Genomic DNA, 26,706 nt, shown 5'->3' on the forward strand with positions numbered 1-26,706 from the left:
TTCTTCTTTGAGCTTCTGACGCAAAGGGAGCGGAAACCCACACGAGCCGCTCCCTTTTTTGTACCCCCTCAGACCCCTCTTATGAATGTCAGGATCTGAAGCTTCGGACTACGGCTTCTAAAGCCGCATCCGCCGCAGCCAGCATCACCGTCCCCGCAGCCGTGTCATTGACTTCACCCGTGTCCGTCGTAAGAGCCAAGGACGTCACCGCAAAGGGCATTGCCCCCGTGCGGAAAAGCCCCGCAACGGAAGCTCTGGCAAGTCGCGTCAGAGCCATCACCGAAAGCGGAGCATCCGTTACAGTCAGAAGCAGGACTGATCCGCCCGCGCCCTGCGGCGCCTCGGTCTTTCCCGTTTCAACCGCCTGAAGCATCCCTTCGCACGCCGCAAGCGCCATGACGGCAACCTTGTAGCCCCTCACAGCGGTGCGCGAAGACGATCCGACGCCGCCAGCAAATCCGAAGGCCTCTAAACCGACACCGGCTCCGAGCGCGCCGTCTTTCACAGTGAACCGCGCACCGGACAAATCAGCCGGCAACATCTCCAGGTTGACGCCTTCCACGGGCTGCGCAAGAAGCACATCCTTTTCAGTGTCCGGCAAAAGCGCGAGCACCTTCTGAAAGGCCGTCTGGCTTGTCATCACCACCGAACCTTTAATACGGTGCGATTCCGCAAGCGCCTCAAGCCCCCAGGCACGGACTTCACCGAAGCGCACGAAGGCGGCTTTGACTTCCCTTCCCTCAAACCCGACCATCGTCAGACCGCACCCGGTCTTACCCTTGTCAGCCTCAAACGTGTAGTGCTTTACCGTGACGCCCGAGACGTCCGTGAGATCGTTTTTCTCGCCCGGCGTAAAGCGCCCGAAGGCACGCGGCCGGGCTTGAGCAGCGTCTGAAGCCGCTGCCGCGGACTTACGCCCCTTTTTCAGGGCCGGTGCCTTCTTGGGTTCCTCGTCCGCAACACCGTCGCCGAGCGTCCCGTCAAAGTCCTCAAGAACACCCGCGATGTCCGCAAGGAGCTTTTGGTTCTGATCCGCCTTTTTACGTACAGCCTCTTCTGCCGCAGGCGTTAACCCCTGAGGCAGCACCGCGCCCGACTGCCGGGGTTCACCGGTGCGGGTAAAGCGCTCCTTAAATTCGTCCATCGTGTAGTAGACGCCGTCGACGATACGGCCCGAATAAACCTTCTGCTCGTGCTGCTTGTGCGTAATCGGGTCACGCTTACGGATACGGTAGCCCCCGTAAAGCGTGCCGTTGGATTCAAACACCTTCATCGCCGGATCATCCGGAAAATTCTTGATTTCCGAGGGCTGCGGCAGACGGGGTTTACGGGACGAAGCTGAAGGCATGATGTCGTTCGTTGTGCGTTAAAAACGAAAACCGCCTGCAACCTTTCACCCTACGGGAAAAAGACAGGCGGTCTTAACAAAAAAAGGCTGCGGTCTTTTACAGAGCGCCCGGCGCCAAAATTTCAAACCCGCCGTCAACGTAGACGGTCTGGCCCGTTGTCATGCGGGCGAGGTCTGAAAGGAGAAACGCCGCGGCGTTACCCGCATCCGTCGTGGTGATGTTTTCGCGCATGGGGCTTAACGTTTCGCTTGCCGCAAGCATCCGGCTGAAGTCCTTGATGCCTGAGGCCGCAAGCGTTCTCACCGGTCCGCAGGAAAGGGCGTTGACGCGCATTCCCCTGGGGCCCAGGTCCGCTGCCATGTAGCGCGTCATGGATTCAAGCGCCGCCTTAGCAACACCCATGGTGTTGTAGTTCGGAAGCACCTTTTCTGCCCCCAAATAGGAAACCGTGAGCATTGAGGCGCGCCGCCCTTCCATCTGAGGCAAAAAGGCTTTGGCAAGCGCCGCAAAGGAATAAACCGAAATACTCATTGCCGCAAGAAACCCGTCGCGGCTGATACCTTCCAAAAAGGACCCCTGAATGGCCTCCCGGGGCGCCCAGGCAATGGAATGAACAAAACCGTCCATGCCGTCGGGCCAAACGGCTTTCACGCTTTCAGCACAGGCCGCCACGGAAGCATCGTCCGAGGCATCAAGCCGGATCACCTTGGCATTGAGTTCCTCAGCAAGGGCTCTCACACGGCATTCAAAGCGCGCGTTGTTGTAGGTGAGGATCAGTTCGGCACCTTCGGCGTGCGCCACGCAGGCAATGCCGTGCGCAATGGAGCGCTCGGAGGAAACGCCCGTGATGACAAACCGTTTGTTGTTAAGCATCGGCATTTTCAAAGTGCTCCTTCCTTCGGGGTTTCTTTTTCGCGGCGCTCTTTAGCGCGTTCAAGCGAGAGTTTCTGCAAAACCGCAGAGAGTTCCGCAAGAAGCTCCAGATGAGTCTTGGCGAGTTTCTGGTAGTCCTCAACCGTCACGGCTTTCTTTAAAGCCTGCTCGTAAAACTGCGCAATAACGGTCGTGAGACTGGCCGCCGTATCCGCAATGCGGATGTCGTTATCCTTCTGGATTTCGGTCACCGCCGCCAAAAAGAGCTTGTGCTCATTTTCCTCGGGCGTTAAGTCCGGATCGTCCTTGACGGTCCGGCCGTTGGCGGTGAGAACATTGCAGTAATCGTCAATGAAACGCCCACGCGTCAGAAGATCGATCGAACGCTCGGCAACATCGAGCACAAAAACAGGACGCACTGACGGCTCCCCCAAAAACAAAATGACCGCAGGAACGTACCCGAGGTCTGAAACGCGGCGATTATATCGGGATGCGGAGCGCGAAACTACCCGGTAATGCCGAAAAGTGCGCCCGATCATCCGAACGGCCGGATTAGAATCTCAGAATATGCGCCGCCAAAGCGGCACCGACCACATTTTCAGAGGTTTTTATGACAGCCGTTCTCATTAAAAACGCGGACGTTTACGCGCCCGAACATCTGGGCACCACCGACGTCTTTATCGTCAACGACAAGATTGTTGCCGTCGGCAAAGACCTCACGGTGAACGTCCCCGGCATGGAAACCGTGGACGCCAAGGGGCGCGTGATGATGCCCGGCGTCATTGACCAGCACATCCACGTCACCGGTGGCGGCGGCGAAGCCGGCCCGGTCTCCCGCTGCCCGGAAGCAAGCCTTCTCGAATTCATTGAAGCCGGTATCACCACCGTAGTGGGCGTCTCCGGCACCGACAGCGAAACCCGCAGCATCGAAAACCTCCTGGCGAAAGTCCGGGCACTGAAAACCGAAGGTCTCACAACCTACATGTGGACCTCAAACTACGCGTTTCCCGTGACGACCATCACCGGCACCGTGCGCCGTGAACTGCTGACGATTCCCGAAGTGATCGGCGTAAAGATTGCGCTCGGTGACCACCGCTCGAGTTTCCCCACCGAGCAGGACATCCTGCACCTTCTCTCCGACATCCGCGTGGGAGGCATGATTTCCGGTAAGACCGGGTTCCTGCACGTGCACCTCGGAGACCTCGGCAACACCGCCTACGACATCATCGATGCCTGCTGCGACGCCGGCATGCCCATCAAACACATCCGCCCGACACACTGTGCCCGTAAAGACCTCACCTGGGAGCGGTCGCTTGCGTTTGCCCGCCGCGGCGGCATGATCGACCTCACGGCCGGCCCCTGTATCTGCGGTACGGCCGCTGACGCCGTTCTCTGTGCACTCGAAGACGGCGTCACGGCCGACAAGCTCACGCTCTCCACGGATGCGCACGGCTCCTTTCCGCGCTTTGACGATAAGGGCGAGATGATCGGACTTGACGTCTGCCCCATTAACGGCGCGTGGCCCGAATTTCAGAAGCTCGTGGAAAAACTGGGCTTTGAAAAGGCAATCGGCTTTGTTTCCACGAACCTCGCGAAGGGCCTCAACCTCGCGGGCAAGGGTCAAATCAAGGCCGGCATGGACGCCGACCTGCTGCTTGTTAACGACGCCTGTGAAATCACCGATATGTTTGCCCGCGGTCGCAGCATGATGCGTGCGGGCACCGTCGTTGCCAAGGGGATGTACGAAAAGTAATCCTCTCCGGCAGGAATGATTGAGGCGCCGAAGGATTATCTCCTCACGGCGCCTTTTTTGGTCCTCGAAACCTCAGAATCCCGACTCACGCATCAGTACCGCCCACGCGCAGCGCAGCCACCGGCCCGCGAGAGACTCACGCTCCCCGTCAATCACGACGTGCCCGCGGATCACTTCCGTGCCGGCGGTGTCATAGTCACCCGAAGCCGTTTTTGTGAGACTCAGTACCTCTTTCCCCGTCAAACGCACCCGGTAGACCGCATCCTTTAAGGCGTAGGCGCGCCCGGCGTCACCCCCCAGAGAGCGGGCAGCGGCGTCCGATGTCACACTTGCCGCCGGGGGCCCGCCGAAGGTACTTGCCAATTCCGGCGCCGCACCGATCTGGCGCGTGGCCGCACGGTCGACTGAGGATGTCCTCTGCCGTACGGTACTGCGACCGGCGTCTTCCGGCACAAAGACCGCGGAACTTCCCTGCGCCACACGCAGCAGATTGCTTTCCGCCATAAACCCCCAGACTTCGGGCATCAGCCCCGAGGCGCTCCCGTCTTTTCTCTCTGGCGCAACAGACGCAAGTTTTTCGCTGGCGCGCACCCATTCCCCAGGTGCAAGATCCGGTTCGGTTTCCAAAATCACCCCGTCAAAGGGACTTGTGACGGTGAGAGCCGCAAGCTGGCGCTTTACTTCCGTAAGGCGCTTGGCAATTTCCGCGCGCTCGCGCTCAGCCAAGGGGGCTTCCGCCGCCGTTTCACGGTTCACCCGCAGAAAGTTGATGCGCCAGTCGGCGGCCGCAAGGTCTGCCGTAAGCTTCCTGGCCTCATTTTCCAGCTTAGGAGAGGTCAGTTCATAAAGCACATCCCCCTGACGGACCGAAAGCCCCGCGCGGGCATGCACGGCTTTGATGACAGCGGGTGTTGTCGCATAAAAGATTGTCTCACCGTAAGCGCGCAGCACGGCGAGCGCCGTCACCTGAGCGTTCCAGGGGAAAAAGAGCCAGGCAAAGATGAGAAGGATTACTCCGCCGATCAAAGGCCACCGGGGCCTGGACTTTTCCTTCCCCAAACACACACCAGTCTTTCATTTCCTTCACCACGGGCCCCGCAATAAAGACCGTCATCTCAACGGCAAACAAAATGATCCCGAGAACCTTGAAAAACGCGTAGTAGACCAACAGGGCAATGCCCATAAAAAGCACAAAGCGGTAGATCCGCGTCCCTCTCTGTCAAAATACTTCCTAATCGCTAATCAGGAGGGCACGGAGAAGATAAATGGGCACCCCATATCCGCCCGAAATGTCCCGGCACAGACGGACAAGCGCAGAAAAAACCCCCTCAGTTTTAGCGCCGAGGGGGAAATGGTCACCGGCCCCTGTGCCGGCTGTCGGAGAGAAAACAGCAGATTGCTCTTTCAGGGAATGCTGTATAAGTTCATGCCTTCACTACCTTAACCGGAATCCCGGTACGGCAGTTACAGGCAGCCCAATAGTCATTGAGCATGCCGTAGCGGCCCGGACGGGTCGGATCGCGCGGGATCATCTGATTGACGGCAGTGCCGCCCGCTCTTGCCGCAATGCCGGGCACAGTCTTACCGTCCACTACGCGGTTCTCGGCACCGTAGGCCGTATGCCCGTAGGCATGCGCGACACAAACCGCCCCCGGCGTCACCGCCTCGTCAACCATCAGCACCCCCTTTACATCAACGCCGTTGGGGCTTGCAATCCGGACCTTGTCGCCGTTTTTAAGTCCGAACTTCTGTGCCGTCACGCGGTGCATATGCACAAAGTTTTCAGGCGAAATCTCCGTGCAGTGCTCAAAGGCGACCGAGTAGTTGGAGCGCAGAATCGGCTTAAAGCTCGAAAACAGCAGCGGATAGTCCTTTCTGCTCCAGCGCTGACGCCAGGCTTCACCGTTAAAGAAGCGGGCTTCTTCGGCAACCGGCACCCCCGGATAGGGCTTGCCGCTGAAGCAGTGGCGCACGGCGGGCATGGCGGGATTAAAAAACTGCAGGAATTTGCCGCCGCCGTTTTTCATAAACTCACCTGCATAGCGGCTGTCGGCCTCGTAGTAACCGCCGCGGGAAAGCAGTGCTTCCACGCGGGCCGCTTCGGCGGGCTTCAAAAGCGGCCTCACCATCTTCATGGCCCGCTCAAGCCCCGCAAAACGCCGGTCCTCGTCCGTCACCTCGGGCAGCCCCTTAAACTGTTCGGCCGCATTTGAAAGATAGCGCACGGCCCAGTCGTCGTAGGTAAAGAGGTCCGCGGGTTTGCCCCCCTTTACGGGAATAGCGCCCTTACCAAACCCAGGCAGCTTCATGGCAAGCGCACAGTCGACAAGGAACGTTTCCATCGAGACGTGCGCACCCTTGGCGTTTTTCACCGTGCGCGGCGTAACGACCGGAACCCCTGCCGTGACACACTGGTTGTAGTTGCCCCAGGTACGGTCGCAGGCGTATTCCTCATACATCACACGGTCCGGGATGATGTAGTCGGCGTACATATTCGTCTCGTTGATAAAGGCGTCAATACCGACAAACAGCGGGAGCTGTTTGGGATCGGCAAGCACGTCTTTAATCCGGTGATCAATGGAAGAAGCACTGAAAAGAACGTTGCTGCGCCAATTAAAGAGCGCTTTCGCGGGATACGGATCTTTATTTGCCATCGCCACCATCATTTCCGCGGCGTTTCCGGCCGTGTAGCCCGGAAAGAGCGGATGGAAGATGTGCTTGGCCGGATAGGGATTCTCACCCTTTTTCACGTGTTCCTTGTATTCGGTCGAGTCTTCGTAGGGTGCGTTGCGGCAGGCATTCATCTGGCCGTCCTGATCGGGAGCCCCCTTAACAGTTGCCAGATCATACGTGCCTTCAAAGCCCGTAAAGAACCCGTTACCGTAAAGGGCACCGCCCTTACAGTCGTGACTGCCCGCAAGACTGTTGAGAATACAGATAAGCCAGCCGCACATCACGGCATCGGCACTGTTGTTGCCGGTATTGGAAACGGCGACAACACGGCGCCCGTGGTGCGTGAATTCGCGGGCAATTTCCGTCATCCGTTCAACGGGAACACCGCATTTTTGAGCGTACTCTGCAAGCGTGTACTTCACTGCCTGCTGCCGGAGCAGCTCCAGGCTGGAGACCAGGCGCACGTTTTTGCCGTCCTGACGGCGGAAGGTACGGTCCACAAAGAGTTCACCCTTAACGGCAGTTGCGGCCGAGACGGGCTTACCGCCCGTAAACACGACCCCCTCGCCCTTTTTGCCGCAGCCGAAATCGGCGGCATCAGCCATGGTCTGTGTTTTGATGTCAACAAGCCATGCGGCATTGGTCCAGTTGATTTCACCGGCCTTTTTCGCCGCCGCTTCATTCGGGCTCACCAAAAACTTCGAATTCATCCATTTGTTTTCAAGGATGATCCGGATCACACCGTAAAGAAACGCCGTGTCCGTGCCCGGCAGAATCGGCTGCCACTGCCCCTGCGTATTGTTGGCAACAACTGTTCTGAGAATCGGATCGACTGCCACGTATTTAGCCTTACGCTCAACGCGGGCATCGGCAACAGCCCGGCCCAGACGGTTAATGCTGGCGCCGGAGGCTCCGGGAGCCGTGCCGATAAAGACTGCATACTCAAAGGCATCCCAGTCAACGTCACACATACCGGCAGCGATTTCAGGCCCGAGACCCACGGAGTAACCGACGCCGACCGCAGCACCGCAGTAGGCGTGCTTGGTTGTGAGGTTCACTGTACCGAAGGCCTTTGTCATAAAGCGTGAATAAAAACTACCCCGGATGGTGTCTTCTTCGTTAAAGGTCGCCATGAGCTGGTTAACCTTGGGCCCGAACTCAGGCTGCCCCGGCACCGCCGGGGTCTTCAGATTGCGGATCGCCCGCAACCCTTCAACATGGCCCTCGCCGAACAGATTACCGCCTTCCACGATTTCGCGCACTGCCTGCTCGTAAGGGATGGTCTTCCACTTATTTTCACCGCGTTTTCCGGCGCGTTTTAACACGGTCAGGACCCGGCGCGGATCAGTGACCGCGTCAATACCGGAAGCACCTTTGCCGCAGCAGGTTGCGCGGTTTTGCTGACCGGCGTCACCGGTCAGAAGCGCCCAGGCTTTGGCAACCGGGGTATCCAGTACCAGGGGTTTGCCGCCCGTGACCACCTCACAGTAAGGATTGCCCGCCACACGCGTGAGCGTATCTGTGGCTTCATCCACACGGTAGCGCAGACCGCACATGTTGTTGCAGGTAAAACAACGCGTAAAACCGATGCGCACGCCCGGTCTCACATCGAGTTTTCCGTTGCGGCGGATCAGTTCCGGTTTTTCCGCAAAACCGAAGCGTTCCGTAGATTTTTCATTTGCCATGACGTTTTTCCTCAGCGCTGCCAGTTGGTCTGCTTCACGGACAACATTGCCTTGTCGTCACATCCTTCGGGCAGTCCGATATAGAAAATGTTGGGTTTTGTGCCGTAACCGGAGAGCAGTGCATAGACCTTGCTGGCTTTCACAAGCTTGTAGATCTCGCTGGTCTCATCGTTGAGATCTCCGAAAACACGGGCTTTGCCGATACAGCTTTCCACGCAGGCGGGCAATAGCCCCTCGCTGATGCGGTGGATGCAGAAATTGCACTTTTCCGGCGGGTTTTTGTGTGTCGGATCAGCCTTGCGGGCGCCGTACGGACAGGCCGGCACGCAGGCCATGCAGTGAATGCACTTGTTGTAGTCAATCACCACAATGCCGTCTTCGGAGCGCTTATAAGTGGCCTTAACAGGGCAGACACGCACACAGGGCGGGTTGTCGCAGTGATTACACTGGTTGGGAAACGCGATGACCGCTTCGGCCGCAGCCGTTTTGACGGCCATCTGATTGACCTGGGTGCGGGCGCGTCCCGCCTCAACATGGTTTTCCACCGAGCAGGACACCGTGCAGGAGAGGCACCCCGTGCAGCGCCGCACATCAAACACCATGGCGTAGCGCTTGCCCGGCGTCTTTGCAAGCAGCTGCGCCGTCGGGATACACGTAAATACCGCACTCCCGGCCGCGAGCTTAAATAACGAACGTCGTTCCATTGTGATTCTCACAGTTAGTCGATGATCAGGCAAAGTCGCTGAAAAAACCGCTTTGCCTGCATCCGGTCCGACGGATCAGCCGATCCGTCACTTGCTGATTTTGGCGTACCAGAGGTTGTGATTCTGTTTAGCCCAGTTTTCGTCGCACTTGCCCGAGAGCATGTTCTCAATGCCGCCCTCGCTCATCACGGCACCCATATAGATGTGAACCACCGAGAAGGCACCGAGGATGACGGCACTGATGATGTGAATAATGAGGGCGAGATTGGCGCCGTCCTTACTCATGCCGCCGAAAAGTTCCGGGTAGAGCATCATCAGCCCCGTGACGATCATCGCAAGGCCAAACACCACGAAGCACCAGAAGAACGCCTTTTCACCGGCATTGGCAAACCCGGCATCAGGATGGTGCGGCTTACCGGTATTGATGTAACCGCCCAGGCAGGCAAACCACTTAAGGTCACAGGATTCCGGCATCTGACGCGCCGCCCACTTCACCATCATGATCACAGCTGCCGCGATAAACGGGAAGGCCACAAAGTTGTGCACCATCACCGAACCGTTCACAAAAGAGGTGAAATGTTCCGGCGTCATCAACGGTTCAAGCCAGAAACGCCCGGCACCGATCACCAGCCCCGTGAGGATCAGGAGAACGCAGGGCACGGCGGCAATCCAGTGCAGCGCCACGTCAAGCGGACTCCAGCGGCTGATGAGCCGGCCGGAAAAGCCGTCAGCGAGCCGTGCTCTGCCGTTAATAAGCACAAAGACGGCAAAGAGCAGTGCCACCAGCACCACCGAAGCGAAGATAAAGTTGGCCGTCACTTCCGCCGAATGCAGAAAGCTCAGATAGCCTGCGCTGACGGCATCCGGATTGTAGGTTTTGATGAGCGCCGGATCCGAGGCGTAGCCCAGCAGCTGCGGAATATCGTTGTTGACGACATGTTCCTGCACCGGCATCCAGAATTCCGGCATGTGCTCCGCCGTTTCTTCGGCCTGAGCCGCGAAGGCGGTCCCGAACAGGGAAACAGTAATTAACTTTTTCATAGTCATTCCTTCAGATTCTGTGAAGAGGAGATGTCCGCAATGGGGATTTCCAGGCCGGCCATGATCTCCGTGAGCTCAATACCCGCGAAAAACTGCGCGAGCTCACGCTTGAGCGTTTTCGCCCACACCCGCCAGAAAGACGATCGGGTGTCCTCCGCCACGGCGTCAAGAAACGTATCCGCCCAATGGCCGAGGTGCTGGGACCAGAACCGCCGGAAAATGGCTTCCAGTTCATCGGCGGCAGCGGCATCCCCTTTTTGTCTGTATTGAAAGGACATGGAAGCCACACAGCTCAGAAACTCGAGTTCGTTGCCGAAAAAATCCGGCATTTCGTTGAGTTTGCCATGGCTCGTGAGCCCAACTTCGCTGAAGGCGTACTCCACCGCCGCGCTGTAGCGGTTGTTGAGCACTCGCCCGTGCGAACGCCAGACGCTTTCGTAGGGAGGCACCGTCAGGCGGTACGGCCCGATGCACATCCGGTTGAACTCGGCTTCGGCGGCATCCGTGTCACGCGCGGCCATTTCGGCTTCGGCGGCAAGCATCGGGTGTCCGGCCGATCGGGCCCAGCGGCTTAAAGACTCAAGCGCTGCGGGACTGCCCGGCTGAAAGAACGTTTCTTTAAAAGCGTGCAGGCTCTGTGCCGCTTCAAGCATGTCCGTTCCGCTCATATCAGCGCCGCTCCCGGATGATGATCATGTTGGGAGCGTTCACGCCGTCGCGGTAACCGATGCCGGTCTTGGAGGCACTCTTTTTCTGCGCGAGCACCTGCGTCACATTGCCGGCCGTGAGGCACTTCACCGGGCAGCCGTCCACGCAGGCGGGATTAAGCCCCGCGTCAAGCAGTTCCACGCAGAGGTTGCATTTGGCGGCCTTGCCGTCAATGCGGCTGATGACGATCGCATCGTACGGGCAGGCGTTTTTGCAAAGCCCGCAGCCCGTGCAGCGTTTGCGGTCAAGCACCACAATGCCGTCGGGGCGCTGTTTGAAGGCGTTGGCGGGACAGACCGCCATGCAGGACGGATTGGTGCAGTGCATGCAGCTGTGGGTAAGCCACACGTCGCGCACGCGGCCTTCCTTGTCCTTGACCTCGTAGAGGTCAACCTTGCGGAAGCGTACGTCTTCGGGCAGTTCATTGTGAATCTGGCAGGCCACGGCACAGCCGCCGCAGCCCACGCAGTTTTCCTGACGGAAAATAAAACCTTTCTGCAACTTGTTTGTCATGTCAGAGTCTCCCCGTTACGCCTTGCGGACATCCACGCGCGTGGAGTGATAAGCGGAACAGCCGCCCATATCCGTCAGTTTCGATGTGGTCAGTGTGTTGGTGTTGGTGCCCTTGCCGTAAGGATTGGTGCTGCGCCAGTTACATTTGGCGGTACGCACCACCCCGGGAGTGACGCGGGTTGAGAGACGCGCCACGAAGAACGCTTCTCCGCGCTGGTTGGAAAGGCGGATGCGGTCGCCCATGGCAATACCGAGGCGCTTGGCGTCAACCGGATTGATCTCACATTCGTAGGCGTTGTACCCGCGGATGTACTTGACGTTGTAGAAGGAGGAATTGACGCGTTGCGGAATTCCGGGCGACAAAAGCCGGAACGGCAACCCTCTTTCTTCCTTGGGCATTTCCTCTTCGCAGAGCGCGAAGTCAATCGTGGGATTAAACCCGGCCTTCTTCATGATTTCGGAATAAAGCTCGATCTTGCCGGACGGGGTGTCGCACTTGCCGCCCGAACGGACCGGAACGCTTGAAGGCATGACAAGGTGAATGAACTTTTCTTTTTGCAAACGCTCGAGCGTGATGCCCTTGTACCACGGGGCCTTCGTGTCGAGGAACTGCGCAATGATGTCAAGCGGCGTATCCTTGAATTCCTGTTCGGTAAAGCCCATGCGGCGGCCGTATTCGGCAAAGAAATCCCAGTTGGGCTTGGATTCGCCCACAGGTTCAATGACCTTTTCGCAGATCTGCACGTACCAGCTGTGGTAGTCGCCGATCACGTCGTCGGTTTCAAACTGCGTCGAGGCCGGCAGTATCAGGTCACAGTACTCGAGCGTATCGGTCATGATCATGTCAAAGCCGACAACGTAGAGGTCGTCGCGCTTGAGGTTTTTCACAAGCTCATTGACGTTCGGGGAAACCGCCACGGGATTACCGTTGTAGCAGACGAGCATGTGGATGGGCTTGATCGGACGGCCTTCAGTCGTGGGCTTATCCTTACGGAGCGCCTGATCAAGGTCGGTCATGTTGATGTGCTGAATATCCTTGCGAATAAAGCGGTTGCCGCGGCCGGCGAAGACATTCATGCCGGTGATGGGACGGACGTTGTCGTAAATAATGCCGCAGGCCGGTTTGTCAAACATACCGCGCAGGGCATGCATAATTGCAATGGCACGGGTCATGCGGGCGCCGTTGTAGTTACGCTGCATGCCGTAGCCGCCGCGGATGATGCAGCGCTTGGACTTACCGTAGATATCGGCAAATTTCTCGATTTCACGGCGCTCAAGTCCCGTCACCTTCACAATGTCATCCCAGGAAACGGAGTTGACGCGGGCGATCGCCTCATCGGCACCGATACAGCAGGTATTGAGAAACTCTCGGTCGATCATCTCTTCGTGCGCAAGCAGATACTTCATCACGCCTACTGCGACCCAGGCGTCGGTTGCGGGCTTGGGCTGCAGATAAACATCGGCCTGCGAGCAGATCGGCGTACGGTTGGGGTTCACGGCCAAAACCTTCGCCCCCCTGTCGCGGGCCATGTTGATGAGTTTGATGCCGTGCACGTTGGATACGGTTTCGTTAAAGCCCCAGGAGACGTAGCAGTCGCTGTTGGGGATCTCTTCAGGGTCGGGGCCGTCAGTTGTGCCCTGAACACTGCCGTAACCCCAGACACCGGCTTCCGTGCAGACCACACGGTCAAGGTAGGAAGCGCCGACGCGGTTGAAGAAACGGTCAGCTGCGCGCATACCGATGGCGCCGTAGTTGCCGGAGTACGAGTACGGGAGGATCGCTTCCGAACCGTACTTATCGATCACTTCGTGCGTCTTTTTGATGAGTTTGTCCCAGGCTTCTTCCCAGGAGATGCGGCGCCACTTGTGCGAACCCTTTTCGCCGATTCTTTCCATCGGGTGAAGAATGCGGTCCGGTGCGTAGGTGTACTCCACATAGGTCAGCCCCTTCACGCACGGGCAGGACCCGGTCTTAAACTGCTCTTCGGCACCGCTCACGTAGGTCATGCGGCCGTCCTGCACACGGAACTTCATCAGACAGCGGTCGGCGCAGTTACGCAGGCAGCTGTGGTACTTGACCACGCCGGCGCGTTTGTTGAGCAAAACGGGGTTTGCACCGTAAGAGTGCATAGCGGATGCCGAACGCGGCACCAGTCCGGTCAGACTTCCCGCCAGGGCCGTTGCTCCGAGTCCCTGAAGGAAGTTTCTGCGTTTGATTCCCGGCATACTTTTCTCCTTAACGTTTTTTAAACGCCGCCCGCCGGGGTAATGCGGACAGCCTCTTTTTTAAACACAGCTGCCTCTTTACGCGGCAGCTGTGTTTAAATTCTTTTCTGGCAGGCTTTTGGCCGCCTTGATCCAGGCCTGCTGCAGGCCCTCGAACAATTCCTGCTTCACCCACTCAAAAGCGGGCGACAGATTCGTGCTGCCGAAAGCGAGATAATTTCCGATCGGCTTTACGGCACTGCGCATCTGCTTGATGCGGCGCAGAATGGGCTCCGGCAACACGACATAAGCGAGGTCAGGCATCTGATCGGCAAAAGCCCGCGTAAACTGATTGCACACCACGGTCACGCAGTCAGAGGCCGCCAGTTTCTGAAATGCAGTGGCAACGCTTTCGGTGTAAACCGCCACCTTCATCGAGCAGTTTTTCTCCTGACAGATATCCACCAGCAGCGGACGGGCGAGATCCCGGTAGTTGTCGATCTCAAGCAGCGGATAGCGGCCAAGATCACGGGCCGTGAAATCACTCTTGCCGAACAACGGATGACCCTTGCGGCCGAGCAGATAGATGTCGCCCGTGTAGGCAAAACACTTGAAGTTGAGACTCGGATCGTCAAAACCCTCGTACACAACCGCAAAATCCACGCTGCCGTTGGCGAGTCCGTGCACGCAGTTTTCCGTAAGAATCCGGACGTTGAAGCGCAGGTTCGGCGCTTTTTTCAAAATCCGGTTGTCGATCACCTCCTGCACCGCAAAACTGAATTCGTCGTAGACGCGGATCTCGAAACAACCTTCCGACTCCGACGGAATGAAGCTCAAATACTGCTTTTCAATGCTACGCAGACCGCCGACAACGGTTTCAAGTGTTTCCGCCAGTCCCTTGGCCCGCTCCGTCGGAACAAAACCGGCGGCCGTACGGATAAACAAATCGTCGTCAAACATCGCTCTCAGATTGCTCAGAGCTCTGCTGATGGCGGAGTTTGTGAGCCCCAGCTCACAGCCCGCAACGGATGCGCTCCTGTGCCGGTAGACCGCCAGAAAAACCTTGATGTGGTGGTAACTGAGTTGATTGATGTTCATGGCTTTCTGCCTCTTTTGAATCGATTCTATTGGCGGGAGCCGAGCCGCCTTTCTGTTTCTCTTGACTCAGATCAATTTGAAAAAAATTGCAATTAACAAAAAACTGAATTTTCTGAAATCGAAAATAGCGGTCACAGTTGAGAATTATTCTCAACAATCGGGCATACCCTACCGGTTGAAACGTCTCTGTATCGACCCACAAACTCAGAAAAACCGCTAATTATTCACAAAATGAATAGCGAAAATTGCGCTAGTTCTTTCATTTTTCGGGGAAAAATATGAAAGCCTGTATTTGAGCCGAAATTCCACTTTATGTGAGGGAAAATACTTAGGACAGTATCTGTTTAAAAATCTGCCGGTTTGACAAAAACGAGCACTACTGTCCAAAACGGATTTGTGCATCAAAAAATAGTTTGTTGACTTAAAAGAGAAAACGCGAATTTTCGGTTTTAGGGGCCTACTATTCTGAATGGAAGCTCCATCTGCGGAGATTCCTCACAGGAAGCCTCTGGCTCATCTCGGCCGAGGATTGACGGATTCAGGATTTGTTCCAAGCGGATGTATTTCCAAAGACTCTGCCTCACAACCCAGTTAAAAGTGCTGAAATACCTGTGGTCACGGCTACGCTGAAACAAGATTTGCAGCAACAATGTCGCAATCAAAGCAATCCACACTTGACTGCGGACAGCGTTTTCCGTTGTTCCGAAGTATGCCTTGACCACCGTGTTTTGCTTGAGCTTTTTGAAGAAGAGGAGATGTAAGGTTTTTTGTGTCCTGACGATAATAGCGCTCCCGTAGGGCGCGAAAGGAATCACCGTGGCACACCGTACACCCAAAATAAACGACACCGTAAAATTTACCGACCAGCAGCAGGCCATTCTGAACGGTGCCGTAGAGCAACTGATGGAAGCCGGCGGCTTAACGGCCTTAACGCAGGCTCATTTCAACGAAGCGATGAAGATCGTAGCCCAACGCTTCATCAACGCCGCCCTGCAAGGGGAACTGGAGCACCATTTGACACAGGAAGACGATAATCTCAACGAAGAGGAATCGTCGGCTGAGCGCGTTGAAAACAAACGCAATGGGTACAGCAAGAAAACGCTTCACGGCAATAAAGGCGATTTAGAAATCCAGGTTCCCCGCGATCGCAAGGGGACTTATGTTCCTCGCCCGGTACCCAAGCACTCACGGCATTTCAATGACTTCGATGACGCCATCATCGATTTATATGGACGCGGATTGTCTACCCGTGAAATCGCTGAGTTCATCAGAAGTCAGTACCACGTTGAAGTGAGTGCCGAATTCATCAGCACCGTGACGGAAAAGGTAAATGCCGACGTACGGCAATGGCAAGGCCGTCCGTTGAATTCGGTCTACCCGGTGGTGTTCTTTAACGCTTTGCGCATCAATATCCGTAAGGACGGCGTCATCAAGAAGATGGCGGTTCATTTTGCTCTCGGCGTACGTTGTGACGGCCGACGCGATGTGCTCGGCATGTGGGTTCATGAAAACGAAGGCGCGGCTTTCTGGACGTCGGTATTTACGGAATTGAAAAACCATGGCGTAGAGGACATCCTGATCGCCGTCACAGACGGCCTCAAGGGTATGACGCAAGCCATTGAAGCCGTATTTCCCCAGGCGCAACATCAAACCTGCATTGTCCATCTCATCCGTACCTCTACAGCCTTCGTCAGCCACAAGGATCGAAAGGCTGTAATGGCCGGCTTAAAGCCCATTTACCAGGCCAATACCCCCGAAGAAGCGTTGGCGGCCTTGGCGGCCTTTGAAAATAGCCCTATGGGCAAACGTTACCCGTATGTAGCGCAGAGTTGGCGCTCTGCCTGGGCACAGGTGATACCCTTCTTCAACTTTCCCCGGTCGATTCGGAAGTTGTTGTATACGACCAACAGTATTGAGGCTCTCAACCGTGGCGTTCGGAAGGTAATCAAAACTCGAACCATGTTTCCGCATGAAGAATCCGCCAAGAAGCTGATTTACTTGGCACTTCAGCGCATTATGGAAAAATGGAAGCTGCCTGTTCGTGCTTGGAGTGAAGCCATGCCGGTGTTTGCAGCCATGTACGGTGAGCGATTTGCCGCTGGGCAGGCTTAATTGCCGCGGAGTACTGAAACAGTGTTTCAGCATAGCAGTTGCAGTGTTACAACTTAAGGAGACGAAACTGCGTTTTTTCCGGTAGCGGCGCGCCGCTGCATAGCCGCCCCCATGGGGGCGGCTATGCAGCCCTCCCATGCCGCCGTCGTACCCTGAATCATCGCATTACCACTGATGGAAAAATTGGGGCTTGACAGCCCCGAAGTACCAGGGGTTAAATACCCCTGTTAGCGAGCCAACAAGCTCAACCGTAAACCCGCGCTAGACACAAAAATCTACACACACCCCAAGATTTGGAAAATTTTTATGAAAGAAGTTATGCAAGATTGTTTAAATGGCATGTTTTGGGATGTCGGGACTCTCTCTTTTGACATTCCATACATCGGAGACAGTAAAAAGGCGGTCTTCATCTATCAGCAAAATCGTGCAGCCATTACATGGAATGCCATGAGCACGTTGGAAAATAATCCAACGACATTGCCTCAGACGGTCACGATCTTGAACGGTTACACCGTTGGCGGTCTCGATCAATATGAAATGATGCAGGTTGTCAACTACGGTAAGGCCGGTAAGGAGCTTGTTCGCTTGATTCGTGCTGATGAGTTTGAGTTGAGCGAAGCGTGTGCGTCACATCTTCACAATTTTGCAGGGAAAGAAGACGCTTTGGTTTGGGGAAGTTTTCGCACTGGAGACGTCGGCATTCAAGCCTGTCAGTACACGCCACCCGATGCGAATAATCTGCCTGAGCTTGCTGCCAAAGGTTTTGAGTTCTTGGAGACGCAGATTAAGGATCCGAAGGAACGAGCCATTGCCGTCTTTCTGTTCATGTCCAGAAGTCAATTTTTCTATGACGCAAACAAGCGGACAGCTTCTATTATGATGAACGGTTGCCTGATGAGAGATGGCTATTACCCAATCACCGTGATGAATCGTGATGCGGAAGAGTTTCATGAGAAGCTGGGACAGTTCTATGAAACTGGCGATGCAAATGACATGATGAAGTTTTTCCAAAAGCAAGTCAGCACCATGTATCCTCCAAAAGAAAAGCTTCCAAAGGTTGAGTAACACATAATGTCGTAGAACGGATCGGTAGATGTCAAGTCTTCTTTCCGCTAATTTACAAATTTTTATATGTGTGAGTTCTGAGGGGCTCTGCCCCCTCCGCCTTCGGCGGTTTCCCCCGAGTTTTTTTGGGACCACAAAGATGTGGGCTACAACACCGCGTATGACGTCTCTACAATGCGCTGGCACGGATAGGAGAGGTCCGACTCCGTATGACCGCGAAGATGTTCGCTACGGCGCGCGGTGGACTTGCTGCAGTGCGCCGTTTACGCATGCGCGACCGGCTGAGCCTCACGCAACTGCCCGTTCTCGGGGTTTAGCCACACCTTGCCTACGGGCTCACAGTTGAGCTGCGCCTCAGGCTTAATCCACCGCTCCGGGGCCTGTTGGCGAGCACGCAACATCGTCTCCCTGCGGCGGCGCAGGATCTCAACGTCCTCACCTCGAAAGCGCGCCCCCGGCGTCACCATACGGATGCCGCAGTGGCGGTGCTTTTCGTTGTAATGCTCTATGAAGTCATCAAGCCACTTCATCGCATTACCTCTGATAGAAAAATTGGGGCTTGACAGTCCCGAAGTACCTGGGGTTAAATACCCCTGTTAGCGAGCCAACAAGCTCAACCGTAAACCCGCGCTAGACACAAAAATCCACACACACCGATCCCGCCTCGCGGCAGACACCCTTGCTCTTGGCTATGTGCTTGGTGCTACCCCCTGCACTCGGGACTTTCACCCGTTAGAACGCGCTCATGCCGAGCGCACCCAACGCAAAGGCCGCAGGCAAATGACTGTCTGCGGCCTTTTTTACTTCAATCTGCGTTCTGATCAGAGAATGAGAAGTGAAGCGATAAAGGTAGCGACAAGGCCTCCCGCCATCACCGGAATCGTGCGCCGCACAAGTTCAAAGGGCGAGACTTCCGCAATACCAGAGACCGCCATCACAACGCCCGCAATCGGCGACATCGAGCGTGCGATGCCGCTTGCAAGCTGCACGGGCACGGCCATCGTGACAGTGGCCCAGCCCACAGAGCCCGCGGCCTGCGGCAGAAGCGGAGAAAACGCAAAGAACGCGGCGTTACCCGACCCCGTCACAAAGGCTGCAAGCGCCATGATGAGGAACATCACGAGAAGCATCGTGACGCCGCCCGCACCCTGCATCTGCGCCACGCTCTGCAAAATTGTGTCGATGCCGCCCGAGCGCTTGAGGCCCTCGGCAAAAACTTCGGCGCAGACAATCAAAAGCACGGTCGAGGAAAAGATCTTGCCCATGCCGTTAAACATGGCTTTCGTGCGGTCCGTGCAGGCTCTGAGGCTTCTTACCGTCAGAAGATCCACGATGAAGGCAATGAAGGCGCAGGAGAGAATTGCCGTCACCACTTCAAGGCGCACTCCCGCATAAACAAGCTTACTGAACACAAAAAGGAGCACCACCGGCAAAATTGGCAGAATCGCGTAATAGACCGGCGCATCGGGCTGCGCCGCGGCGCCTTCCTGCTTCACTTCCGTTCTGAGCTTAAAGTCATCTACCGTCAGACGGCCGCTTGCGAGGTCCCGTTTATCGAAGAACTTTCCGAGAAGCACGTGGCCGGCGGCAATCACAACTGCCGCCATAACGCCCACAGGAAGCTGGCTCTGGATAAAGAATTCCATCACGTGCAAGTTGGAGATTTCTGCCGCGAGAAGCGAGTTACCTGAAGCCGGCCCCAGATCCAGGCAGCTTGCCGTTGCGACAACCGCTGCAGCCGAAAGACGCGAAACACCCACGGCAACCAAAAGCGGATAGATCGTCACCATCAGCAGCATCCCCAGGCCCACAGCCGAGGGAATAAAGACGTTGAGCAGCTGCCCGACCAGGTAGGCGAACCCCAGGAGCAGATACGGTGCATGCACATAGGAAAGGGGCTTGATGCAGATTCTCACCAGCGCTTTCGTTGCGCCGATTTTGTCCATGTAGTAGGCAAAGCCGCCCACGCAGATGATGTTCATGCCGATGCCGGCGGCACGGCTCTGCAGCAGGTTTGTGAAGACCTGAACGACGTCAAAGACTGCGCTGTGCGTGGCTTTTTTGCCGGTCACAAGCGGATCGCCTGAAATGAGCGTCACGCAGATAAGCAGCAGAATACCCACCATGAGCAGCGCCCACGGTGCGTAATAGCGTTTGATGACAAGGTAGGCCGCGAGCACAACGCCCGCGATGACAAGAAAGATCCCCAGCATTTGTAATGTTCCCTTTGTTTGTCGGACAAGACGAAATCCGCGTCTTCTTCTTTTTTCGGAATTCGTCCGCAGTCTACCGACAGAGTCGCGGTTTACAAAGAGATACAATCGAACTGAAAGGCAAAAATCGTTAAGCGGGCCTGACAAAAATCAAAGAGCACAAAAAAGCCGGTGACGCACTTTAGGCGGACACCGGCTCTTTTCTGACAGAAAAGCCTACACGTCAACTTCCACATCGTCGCCGTGCAGTTCCATCCAACTGCGTCGCCCCGCGGCTTCGCCCTTGGCCATGAGTAACCCCATGACGGCATCGGTTTCCGCCTTGTTGACGTCTCCCATCGTAACGGGAAGCAGTCTGCGGGTGTCCGGCGCAAAAGCCGTTTCGTGCAGCTGTTCCGACATCATTTCGCCCAGGCCCTTAAAACGGGAGACAACGAGCTTATCTTCGGCAAAACCGTCTTTTTTGAGTTTGGCAAGGGTTCTGGCGAGTTCCTTGTCGTCAAGGCAGTAAATGTTCTTGGCGGGCTTATTTCTGAGTTTGGGGACATCCACGCGGAAAAGCGGCGGCTGCACGATGTAGACGTGGCCTTTTTCCACAAGCGTCGGGAAATGCCGGTAAAAAAGCGTGAGAAGGAGCACCTGAATATGGCTGCCGTCCACGTCAGCGTCCGCGAGAATGCAGATCTTGCCGTATCTGAGGCCCTTTAAATCTGCGTCTTCCCCGGGCTTATGGGGATCCACCCCCACCGCCACCGCGATGTCGTGGATGATCTGGGAGGCAAAAATGCGATCGCTGTCCACTTCCCAGGTGTTCAGTACCTTGCCGCGCAGGGGCAGAATCGCCTGGCATTCCTTGTCACGGCCTTGCTTCGCGGTGCCGCCTGCACTGTCACCTTCCACGAGAAAGAGTTCGTTGCGGGTGATGTCGTCGGTTTCGCAGTCGGTGAGTTTACCGGGGAGCACCGCAACGGCCGAGCCCTTTTTCTTTTCCACCTTCTGCGCCTGCCGCTGGCGCTTCTGGGCCTGGCGGATCACGAGGTCGGCGAGTTTCTTACCCTCTTCAATATGGTCGTTCAGCCAAAACTCAAACTGCGGGCGCACAAAACCCGCGACAAGCCGCAGGGCATCGCGGCTTGTGAGCTTTTCCTTGGTCTGCCCCTGAAACTGGGGATCGAGGGCCTTACAGGAAAGGACGAAACTCGCGCGTGCAAAAACGTCTTCCGCGAGAAGTTTCACGCCCTTGGTCATCAGGCCGTGGGCTTCCATAAAGGCCTTCATGGCGCCGTAAAGGCCGTCTCTGAGTCCCGCTTCATGCGTACCGCCCGCAGGCGTCGGAATGAGGTTTACGAAACTTTCGCGCGTCAAAAGCCCGTCCTCGGTCCAGACCACAACCCAGGCGGCGCCTTCGCCTGCGGCAAAGCCTTCCGTCGTTTCATCAGCCCAGCCTTCGGCTTCAAAAGCGGGTACCGCCAAGGGGTCGGTGACTTCGGCGAGAAGATACTCTTTAAGGCCCCCTTCGTACTTCCAGTGCTGCTCCGTCCCCTTCACTTCGTTAATGTAGGTAACGGACGCCCCGGGCAGAAGCACGGCTTTACTTTTTAAAAGCCGCACGAGCGACGCTTCAGGGATTTCCGCGCTGTCAAAGTACTTGGGATCGGGAAGGCACGTGACGCGCGTGCCGGTGGCGCTTTTGGGGCGCGGGCTTTTTTTGCTTGTCAGCGGCCGCACGACGTTTCCGCCCTCAAAGCCGATGTCAAATTCCTGCCCGTCACGCCAGACGGTGACGTCCATCCTGAGGCTCAGGGCGTTTGTGACCGACACACCCACACCGTGAAGGCCCCCGGAGAAGGTGTAGGCGCCGCCTGCCGTCTTATCGAACTTACCGCCCGCATGCAGCTGCGTAAACACAAGTTCCACCGTGGGCACCCCTTCGGTGGGGTGAATGCCGGTGGGAATACCGCGTCCGTCGTCTTCAACCGTGATCGAGCCGTCCGTGTGACGCGTAAGGGTGATCTTCGTTCCGTAGCCCGCAAGGATTTCGTCGCTTGCGTTATCGAGCACTTCCTGAATGATGTGCAGGGGGTTATCGGTGAGGGTGTACATACCAGGCCTCTGCCGGACGGGTTCAAGCCCCTTTAAGACACGGATGGAAGAGTCGTTGTATTCGGAACTGCGCTTGCGGACTGCCATAAAAACAAACGAAAAAACGGTAAAAATCAAAGCGGCGTCATTTTAGCTGACGCCGCCCGCACCAACCCCGGTCAATCGGATTCCTACATATTGAGAACGGTCTTACGGTAATGCTTCAGTTCATCAATACTTTCCTGAATGTCGCTTAAAGCCTCGTGGCGCGTGGATTTCTGAAAGGATGTCACCGCCTCGGGCTTCCAGCGCCTGGCCAACTCTTTGATGCTTGAGACGTCAATCGTGCGGTAGTGGAAAAAGCTTTCAAGCCTCGGCATCCAGCGCGCCATGAAGCGCCGGTCCTGCCCCACGGTGTTGCCGCACAAAGGCGACTTCTGAGGGCCCACAAAGCGACGGAAGACTTCCAGGCACATGTCGGTCGCCTCCTCTTCGTCCACGGTACTTGCCAAGACCCGATCCACGAGCCCTGACTTCGTGTGCGTCTGCGTGTTCCAGCTGTCCATGTGGCTCATCACGCAGGGGCTCTGATGCACGGCAATCACCGGGCCCTCATGCAGGATATTTAACTGAGCGTCGGTGATGATCGCCGCGATTTCAATCACGCGGTTCACCTCCGGCTGCAGCCCCGTCATTTCCATATCGATCCAGATGAGGTTGGAGTCGCTGAAAGACGGATCGCGCAAAATGTTGGTCATTTAAAATATTCCGGTTCACGCCGCCCGAGCTCACACAAACCGGGCTGAAGCGGCTAAGCTTAAAGGTTGAGCCGATTGTACTCTAACCCGATTTATGTCCGATACCGCAGCACTGCTTAACACCCTCTTTGTCGCGGCAGCCGCGTTTTACGTGTGCATGCAGACGGCGCTTGCCATTTTGCAGGTCAAAGCCGCCGAGCACGCTGCGGTAGGGCTTCCGCCGGCCTTCCGCAGCGCCGTAGACCTCAGAGTGCACCGTAAGGCCGCAGACTACACGGGCGAAATCGTGCAGGCCGATCTCGTAAACGCCATTCTGGGGGCGCTCGTGTGCCTCACGCTCACCTTCGGTAACGGCTTTAACCTCATCACGGCCGGTTTCAGTGCGCTTTGGGGCACCGGTATCATCTCCCAGTTTTTCATCGTCTTTACGGTGTCTCTCATTCTCACCGTCATCGACATTCCGGTTGCCTGGTGGAAACAATTCCGCATCAACGAGCGCTACGGGTACGAAAAAACGGTGCGGGGCCTCTGGTTTAAGCGCCTCATCACCGACATTGCGACGGGCTTGGCCGTTGAAGTGCCGCTTATTTTCATTGTTCTTGCGTTTTTAAACGCGCTTTCTTATGCCTGGTGGTTTGCCGCGGCCGTGGTGACGGTCGCGTGGTTTGCCTGGCGCATCTTTATTAAGCCGCCCCTTACCGCTGCCTTTAACGGCGGCGTGCGCGAGATGCCGTTTGGCCCCATGCGCTCAAGAATTGAAGCGTTTCTGCCGGAAGTGGGCCTTGCGGGCGCCGAAATCCTTGTGGGTGAGCGGCCCCGCGACCGCTTAATCGGCAGCGCCTTTGTGTTTCGCCGCCCTTGGGGCCGCGCGCGTCTTGTGGTTTTCAGCAGCAGCCTCGAAAAACTCACCCCGGAAGAGATCACGGCCGTTGTCGCGTGCGCCGCAGGGCGCTCGGGCCGCTGGCACAACACCGCGCTTTTTGTCTTTTTTGCCGGGCTCTCGACTGCCTTCTGGTACCTTTTTTCGCTTGCGGCCGTCACGCCCTCCTTTTATGAGGCGTTAAATGTTGAGCCGACCCTCGCGCTCGTTAAGGGGGCTGTGAACCCCGGGCTTTTAATCGTTATTGCGCTCACGGTCGTCCCCATTGTTCTTTACCCCTTTGTCTTTCTCATCCACGGCTTTACGCGCCTCATGGACTTTGACGCCGACGCCTACGGCGTGGATAAGGCGGGTGTTAAGCCCGTCATCCGGTCTTTGGTGAAGATGCACGAGGACTACCGCAACACGCTTACGCCGAGCCTTTTGTTTTTGCTTGCCAACCACCGCCATCCGCACGTGACGCAGCGCATCGAGCACGCGATTTTGGCCGACATCCGCATTCATAACGACCTCACCAATTCCCACCGGGCCGTTGAAGGCGACCTTGCCGACCGCTTCAGCACCGTGCTTGAAGCAAGACGCCGCGCCCGCGCAAGGCTCCTCGCGCAAAAACTCCTTCTGCGCAAAGAAGTGCTTCTTGAAAGACAGGCCCTTGCCGCAAGGCGCCTGTGTCTTGCGCCCGTAACCGGCACCGCCCAGCGCGAAAGGCCCCCTTATGACTGATTCTCTTTTTAAAGCGCGCGTCACGGCCGGACACGGCCGGCATCACTACGTGGAAGATGACGCGGGGCATCTTTTTGAAGCCCGCCGGCGCGGTAAGAAAAACGACGTGACGGTCGGAGACTACGTCGAGTGCCGTCAGGCCGATTCTGAGACCGTGGCGGTGGAAGCGGTCCTCCCCCGTAAAACCCTTCTTTTCCGAAGCGATGAGTGGCGCGTGAAAGAATTGGCTGCGAACGTCGACCTCGTTGCCGTCGTCTTTGCCTCCCGCCCCACGTTTAACCCGTGGTTTGTGTGGAAAGCAGTAGTTGCCGCCAAAACCGCCGGGATCGACGTTGTCGCGATCCGCAATAAGGCCGATCTCACTGAGGGGCGCGAAGCCTGTGACGCCTTTGCGGCGTCGCTTCCCGCGGCGGGCTGCCCGTGCCTCACGCTTTCCGCTTACGATGCGGACGACGTGCTCACCAAACTCACGCCGCTTTTAGAAAACAAAACCACCCTTTTAATCGGTCAGTCGGGGATGGGCAAAAGCACGCTCATTAACGTCCTCTGCCCTGAAGCGCAGGCGAAAACCCGCGAGTTTTCCGAGGCCCTGGACCTCGGAAAACAAACCACGACGGCTACGCGCCTATACCGCACGCAGTTTGCCGGCAGTAAAGCGTCGCTTATTGACTCCCCGGGCTTTCAGGAGTTCGGCCTCGCGCACATCACGCGGCGCAATATTCTCGAAGCCATGCCCGATATTGCGCAATACGCCCAGGGCTGCCGCTTTTACAACTGCACCCACACCCATGAACCGGGCTGCTCGGTGCGTGCGGCGGCTGAGGCCGGGAAAGTGAGTCCCGAGCGCTACGCCTTTTTCCGTGCCGTCACCGAGGAAGCCAAAGACGATGTTTTCTAAGAAGGACACGACGCGAAAACTCGGTACCTGGCCCGATCCGGTCACAGCTGACATTGCCGCAGGAACGCTTAAGGCAAGCGGCATTGACTGCGAGGTGAGAAACACGCTTCTCTGGTCGGCGGCAGGCGAACTGCCGCCTGATATCTGCGCGCCGGAAATCTGGCTTACCGACGCGCGCGACACGGCGCGCGCCCGGGCAATTCTCAAAGAAATTGCCGAAAACGCCGAGGCCCCCGCCTGGGTGTGCCCGAACTGCGGCGAAACCATTGAAGCGCAGTTCGGTCAGTGCTGGAAGTGCGCATCCGTGAAGCCCGCAAAGCCCTAATGCTGCGTCTGTGCCGCAAGAGGCCTCAGTTCCGCGAGGTTAAAAAGGAGTTTCACCGCGCTTTCCGGCGCATAAAGCCTGGAGCTTGACCGGTTCATCACATCAACGGTTAAAACCGTGTCAGCCGCGGCAATGCGGTAGCGGATGACGTTACCCAAGAGCTGATGGCTCACCACGCGCCCGTCCACGGGCTCTGAGCAAGTCTCGGGGTACTTGCCGCCCTCTTCCCGCACAAACACCGATTCCGGGCGCACGGCCACCAAGTCCTCGGGCGAGTCAAACTCCAAAAGCACTTTGGCTTCGGCCTTGGTAAGAAGGTTGTAGGACCCGATAAAGCGCGCGGCAAATTCGTCCGCGGGATTGAGGTACACCTCTTCAGGAGTTCCCTGCTGCACAATCGCGCCGCGGTTCATAAGGAAAATCCGGTCGCTTACCGTCATCGCCTCTTCCTGATCGTGCGTCACAAAGACGGTGGTCAGATGCAGGTCCTTCTGAATCGAGCGGATCTGCTCCCTGAGGTTGCGGCGGATTCGGGCGTCCAAAGCAGAGAGCGGTTCATCAAGCAGGAGAATCCGGGGTTCAATCACGAGGGCGCGCGCCAGGGCCACGCGCTGCTTTTGGCCGCCCGAGAGCTGATGGGGGTACTTCTTTTCGTTCCCCGTCAATTCCACCAAAGCGACGGCGTCAGTGACCTTTTTCGCGGTTTCCGCGGCCGGCACCCCGTTCATTTTGAGGCCGAAAGCGATGTTTTCCGCGGCCGTCATGTTGGGAAAAAGCGCATAGCTCTGAAACACCATGCCGATGCCGCGCTTCTGGGCCTTGACGTTGGTGATGTCGGCACCGCCGACATAAATCGTCCCGGCGTCCGGCGTTTCAAGGCCCGCGAGGCACCGCAGAAGCGTTGACTTCCCGCAGCCCGAGGGCCCCAGAAGCGTGATGAACTCCCCGCGGTCAATGCCGAAACTCAGGTCATCAAAAACCCGTGTGGCACCAAAGTGCTTGGCAAGTTTTTCAACCCGGACAAAAGATTCAGTTTCTGACATCGTGT

The 26,706-nt window shown here is 56.8% G+C and carries 22 protein-coding genes; 6 read left to right on the forward strand and 16 right to left on the reverse strand.

From position 1 onward, the window contains the following. Positions 1 to 88: 88 nt before the first annotated feature. The 3 genes from NXF97_RS01685 to NXF97_RS01695 form a co-directional block, all read right to left on the reverse strand. On the reverse strand, positions 89 to 1,348 hold the full coding sequence (locus NXF97_RS01685) for a P1 family peptidase (RefSeq protein WP_274956227.1): 1,260 nt from the start codon (positions 1,346 to 1,348) through the stop codon (positions 89 to 91). A gap of 97 nt (positions 1,349 to 1,445) precedes the next feature. Then, the gene (locus NXF97_RS01690; RefSeq protein ID WP_022373640.1) at positions 1,446 to 2,228 is read right to left on the reverse strand and encodes an enoyl-ACP reductase FabI; all 783 of its coding nucleotides are present in this window, start codon (positions 2,226 to 2,228) and stop codon (positions 1,446 to 1,448) included. Between the two features lie 2 nt (positions 2,229 to 2,230). Then, a complete protein-coding gene (locus NXF97_RS01695; protein WP_274956228.1) occupies positions 2,231 to 2,641 on the reverse strand; it encodes a hypothetical protein in 411 nt (136 codons plus the stop codon). Between the two features lie 191 nt (positions 2,642 to 2,832). Between NXF97_RS01695 and iadA the strand changes: the two genes are divergently transcribed. Next, a complete protein-coding gene (gene iadA, locus NXF97_RS01700) occupies positions 2,833 to 3,975 on the forward strand; it encodes a beta-aspartyl-peptidase (RefSeq protein WP_274956229.1) in 1,143 nt (380 codons plus the stop codon). A 72-nt stretch (positions 3,976 to 4,047) separates the two neighbouring features. Here the strand turns inward: iadA and NXF97_RS01705 are convergent, their stop codons facing one another. From NXF97_RS01705 to NXF97_RS01740, 8 genes are all read right to left on the reverse strand, one after another. Next, complete coding sequence (locus tag NXF97_RS01705) at positions 4,048 to 5,001, reverse strand: HlyD family efflux transporter periplasmic adaptor subunit (protein ID WP_274956230.1); 954 nt, start codon at positions 4,999 to 5,001, stop codon at positions 4,048 to 4,050. A gap of 398 nt (positions 5,002 to 5,399) precedes the next feature. Continuing rightward, positions 5,400 to 8,333, reverse strand: coding sequence for a molybdopterin dinucleotide binding domain-containing protein (locus NXF97_RS01710; RefSeq protein WP_274956231.1), 2,934 nt, complete (start codon positions 8,331 to 8,333; stop codon positions 5,400 to 5,402). Positions 8,334 to 8,344: 11 nt separating this feature from the next. Further along, positions 8,345 to 9,037, reverse strand: coding sequence for a 4Fe-4S dicluster domain-containing protein (locus tag NXF97_RS01715; RefSeq protein WP_274956232.1), 693 nt, complete (start codon positions 9,035 to 9,037; stop codon positions 8,345 to 8,347). Between the two features lie 87 nt (positions 9,038 to 9,124). Then, positions 9,125 to 10,078, reverse strand: a complete 954-nt coding sequence (locus NXF97_RS01720; protein ID WP_022373488.1) for a formate dehydrogenase subunit gamma — start codon at positions 10,076 to 10,078, stop codon at positions 9,125 to 9,127. A 2-nt stretch (positions 10,079 to 10,080) separates the two neighbouring features. Then, on the reverse strand, positions 10,081 to 10,746 hold the full coding sequence (locus NXF97_RS01725) for a TorD/DmsD family molecular chaperone (protein ID WP_022373487.1): 666 nt from the start codon (positions 10,744 to 10,746) through the stop codon (positions 10,081 to 10,083). A gap of 1 nt (position 10,747) precedes the next feature. Beyond that, on the reverse strand, positions 10,748 to 11,299 hold the full coding sequence (locus tag NXF97_RS01730) for a 4Fe-4S dicluster domain-containing protein (RefSeq protein ID WP_022373486.1): 552 nt from the start codon (positions 11,297 to 11,299) through the stop codon (positions 10,748 to 10,750). Positions 11,300 to 11,314: 15 nt separating this feature from the next. Continuing rightward, positions 11,315 to 13,525, reverse strand: coding sequence for a molybdopterin-dependent oxidoreductase (locus tag NXF97_RS01735; RefSeq protein WP_274956233.1), 2,211 nt, complete (start codon positions 13,523 to 13,525; stop codon positions 11,315 to 11,317). Between the two features lie 78 nt (positions 13,526 to 13,603). Then, positions 13,604 to 14,602: a LysR family transcriptional regulator gene (locus NXF97_RS01740; protein WP_274956234.1), complete on the reverse strand. Its 999-nt coding sequence runs from the start codon at positions 14,600 to 14,602 to the stop codon at positions 13,604 to 13,606. 837 nt (positions 14,603 to 15,439) lie between these two features. Between NXF97_RS01740 and NXF97_RS01745 the strand changes: the two genes are divergently transcribed. Then, complete coding sequence (locus NXF97_RS01745; RefSeq protein ID WP_423767310.1) at positions 15,440 to 16,714, forward strand: IS256 family transposase; 1,275 nt, start codon at positions 15,440 to 15,442, stop codon at positions 16,712 to 16,714. A gap of 306 nt (positions 16,715 to 17,020) precedes the next feature. After that, complete coding sequence (locus tag NXF97_RS01750; RefSeq protein ID WP_274956236.1) at positions 17,021 to 17,779, forward strand: Fic family protein; 759 nt, start codon at positions 17,021 to 17,023, stop codon at positions 17,777 to 17,779. A gap of 263 nt (positions 17,780 to 18,042) precedes the next feature. Here NXF97_RS01750 and NXF97_RS01755 read toward each other — a convergent pair whose 3' ends face one another. The 4 genes from NXF97_RS01755 to orn all read right to left on the reverse strand — a co-directional run bounded on the left by NXF97_RS01755 (position 18,043) and on the right by orn (position 22,832). Next, a complete protein-coding gene (locus NXF97_RS01755; RefSeq protein WP_274956237.1) occupies positions 18,043 to 18,309 on the reverse strand; it encodes a hypothetical protein in 267 nt (88 codons plus the stop codon). A gap of 291 nt (positions 18,310 to 18,600) precedes the next feature. Then, positions 18,601 to 19,992: a C4-dicarboxylate transporter DcuC gene (gene dcuC / locus NXF97_RS01760; RefSeq protein ID WP_274956238.1), complete on the reverse strand. Its 1,392-nt coding sequence runs from the start codon at positions 19,990 to 19,992 to the stop codon at positions 18,601 to 18,603. Positions 19,993 to 20,208: 216 nt separating this feature from the next. After that, positions 20,209 to 22,182, reverse strand: a complete 1,974-nt coding sequence (locus NXF97_RS01765; RefSeq protein WP_274956239.1) for a DNA topoisomerase IV subunit B — start codon at positions 22,180 to 22,182, stop codon at positions 20,209 to 20,211. Between the two features lie 83 nt (positions 22,183 to 22,265). Beyond that, a complete protein-coding gene (gene orn / locus NXF97_RS01770; RefSeq protein WP_022373653.1) occupies positions 22,266 to 22,832 on the reverse strand; it encodes an oligoribonuclease in 567 nt (188 codons plus the stop codon). Positions 22,833 to 22,926: 94 nt separating this feature from the next. Here orn and NXF97_RS01775 point away from each other — a divergent pair, with 94 nt between their 5' ends. The 3 genes from NXF97_RS01775 to NXF97_RS01785 are packed head-to-tail and all read left to right on the forward strand — an operon-like array spanning position 22,927 to position 25,658. Beyond that, a complete protein-coding gene (locus NXF97_RS01775; RefSeq protein WP_274956240.1) occupies positions 22,927 to 24,435 on the forward strand; it encodes a M48 family metalloprotease in 1,509 nt (502 codons plus the stop codon). Continuing rightward, positions 24,428 to 25,333, forward strand: coding sequence for a ribosome small subunit-dependent GTPase A (rsgA, locus tag NXF97_RS01780; RefSeq protein ID WP_022373655.1), 906 nt, complete (start codon positions 24,428 to 24,430; stop codon positions 25,331 to 25,333). The genes NXF97_RS01775 and rsgA overlap by 8 nt, the downstream gene beginning before the upstream one ends. Beyond that, positions 25,323 to 25,658, forward strand: coding sequence for a putative signal transducing protein (locus NXF97_RS01785; protein WP_274956241.1), 336 nt, complete (start codon positions 25,323 to 25,325; stop codon positions 25,656 to 25,658). The genes rsgA and NXF97_RS01785 overlap by 11 nt, the downstream gene beginning before the upstream one ends. Here NXF97_RS01785 and NXF97_RS01790 read toward each other — a convergent pair. Then, positions 25,655 to 26,701 carry an ABC transporter ATP-binding protein gene (locus NXF97_RS01790; RefSeq protein ID WP_274956242.1) on the reverse strand — a complete coding sequence of 349 codons (1,047 nt, stop codon included), beginning with the start codon at positions 26,699 to 26,701 and terminating at the stop codon, positions 25,655 to 25,657. The genes NXF97_RS01785 and NXF97_RS01790 overlap by 4 nt on opposite strands. Positions 26,702 to 26,706 lie beyond the last annotated feature (5 nt).

Origin of the sequence: Duodenibacillus massiliensis, from assembly GCF_928721995.1 — a bacterium.
Lineage (GTDB): Bacteria > Pseudomonadota > Gammaproteobacteria > Burkholderiales > Burkholderiaceae_F > Duodenibacillus > Duodenibacillus massiliensis.

Bases quoted from the DNA above. Each gene is read 5' to 3' on its own strand.
- NXF97_RS01785 (WP_274956241.1), top strand. From the start codon at position 25,323: ATGTTTTCTAAGAAGGACACGACGCGAAAACTCGGTACCTGGCCCGAT.
- NXF97_RS01740 (WP_274956234.1), bottom strand. From the start codon at position 14,602: ATGAACATCAATCAACTCAGTTACCACCACATCAAGGTTTTTCTGGCG.
- rsgA (WP_022373655.1), top strand. From the start codon at position 24,428: ATGACTGATTCTCTTTTTAAAGCGCGCGTCACGGCCGGACACGGCCGG.
- NXF97_RS01730 (WP_022373486.1), bottom strand. From the start codon at position 11,299: ATGACAAACAAGTTGCAGAAAGGTTTTATTTTCCGTCAGGAAAACTGC.
- NXF97_RS01715 (WP_274956232.1), bottom strand. From the start codon at position 9,037: ATGGAACGACGTTCGTTATTTAAGCTCGCGGCCGGGAGTGCGGTATTT.
- NXF97_RS01685 (WP_274956227.1), bottom strand. From the start codon at position 1,348: ATGCCTTCAGCTTCGTCCCGTAAACCCCGTCTGCCGCAGCCCTCGGAA.
- NXF97_RS01720 (WP_022373488.1), bottom strand. From the start codon at position 10,078: ATGAAAAAGTTAATTACTGTTTCCCTGTTCGGGACCGCCTTCGCGGCT.
- NXF97_RS01755 (WP_274956237.1), bottom strand. From the start codon at position 18,309: ATGAAGTGGCTTGATGACTTCATAGAGCATTACAACGAAAAGCACCGC.
- NXF97_RS01775 (WP_274956240.1), top strand. From the start codon at position 22,927: ATGTCCGATACCGCAGCACTGCTTAACACCCTCTTTGTCGCGGCAGCC.
- orn (WP_022373653.1), bottom strand. From the start codon at position 22,832: ATGACCAACATTTTGCGCGATCCGTCTTTCAGCGACTCCAACCTCATC.
- NXF97_RS01710 (WP_274956231.1), bottom strand. From the start codon at position 8,333: ATGGCAAATGAAAAATCTACGGAACGCTTCGGTTTTGCGGAAAAACCG.
- dcuC (WP_274956238.1), bottom strand. From the start codon at position 19,992: ATGCTGGGGATCTTTCTTGTCATCGCGGGCGTTGTGCTCGCGGCCTAC.
- NXF97_RS01790 (WP_274956242.1), bottom strand. From the start codon at position 26,701: ATGTCAGAAACTGAATCTTTTGTCCGGGTTGAAAAACTTGCCAAGCAC.
- iadA (WP_274956229.1), top strand. From the start codon at position 2,833: ATGACAGCCGTTCTCATTAAAAACGCGGACGTTTACGCGCCCGAACAT.
- NXF97_RS01725 (WP_022373487.1), bottom strand. From the start codon at position 10,746: ATGAGCGGAACGGACATGCTTGAAGCGGCACAGAGCCTGCACGCTTTT.
- NXF97_RS01735 (WP_274956233.1), bottom strand. From the start codon at position 13,525: ATGCCGGGAATCAAACGCAGAAACTTCCTTCAGGGACTCGGAGCAACG.
- NXF97_RS01690 (WP_022373640.1), bottom strand. From the start codon at position 2,228: ATGCCGATGCTTAACAACAAACGGTTTGTCATCACGGGCGTTTCCTCC.
- NXF97_RS01750 (WP_274956236.1), top strand. From the start codon at position 17,021: ATGAAAGAAGTTATGCAAGATTGTTTAAATGGCATGTTTTGGGATGTC.
- NXF97_RS01765 (WP_274956239.1), bottom strand. From the start codon at position 22,182: ATGGCAGTCCGCAAGCGCAGTTCCGAATACAACGACTCTTCCATCCGT.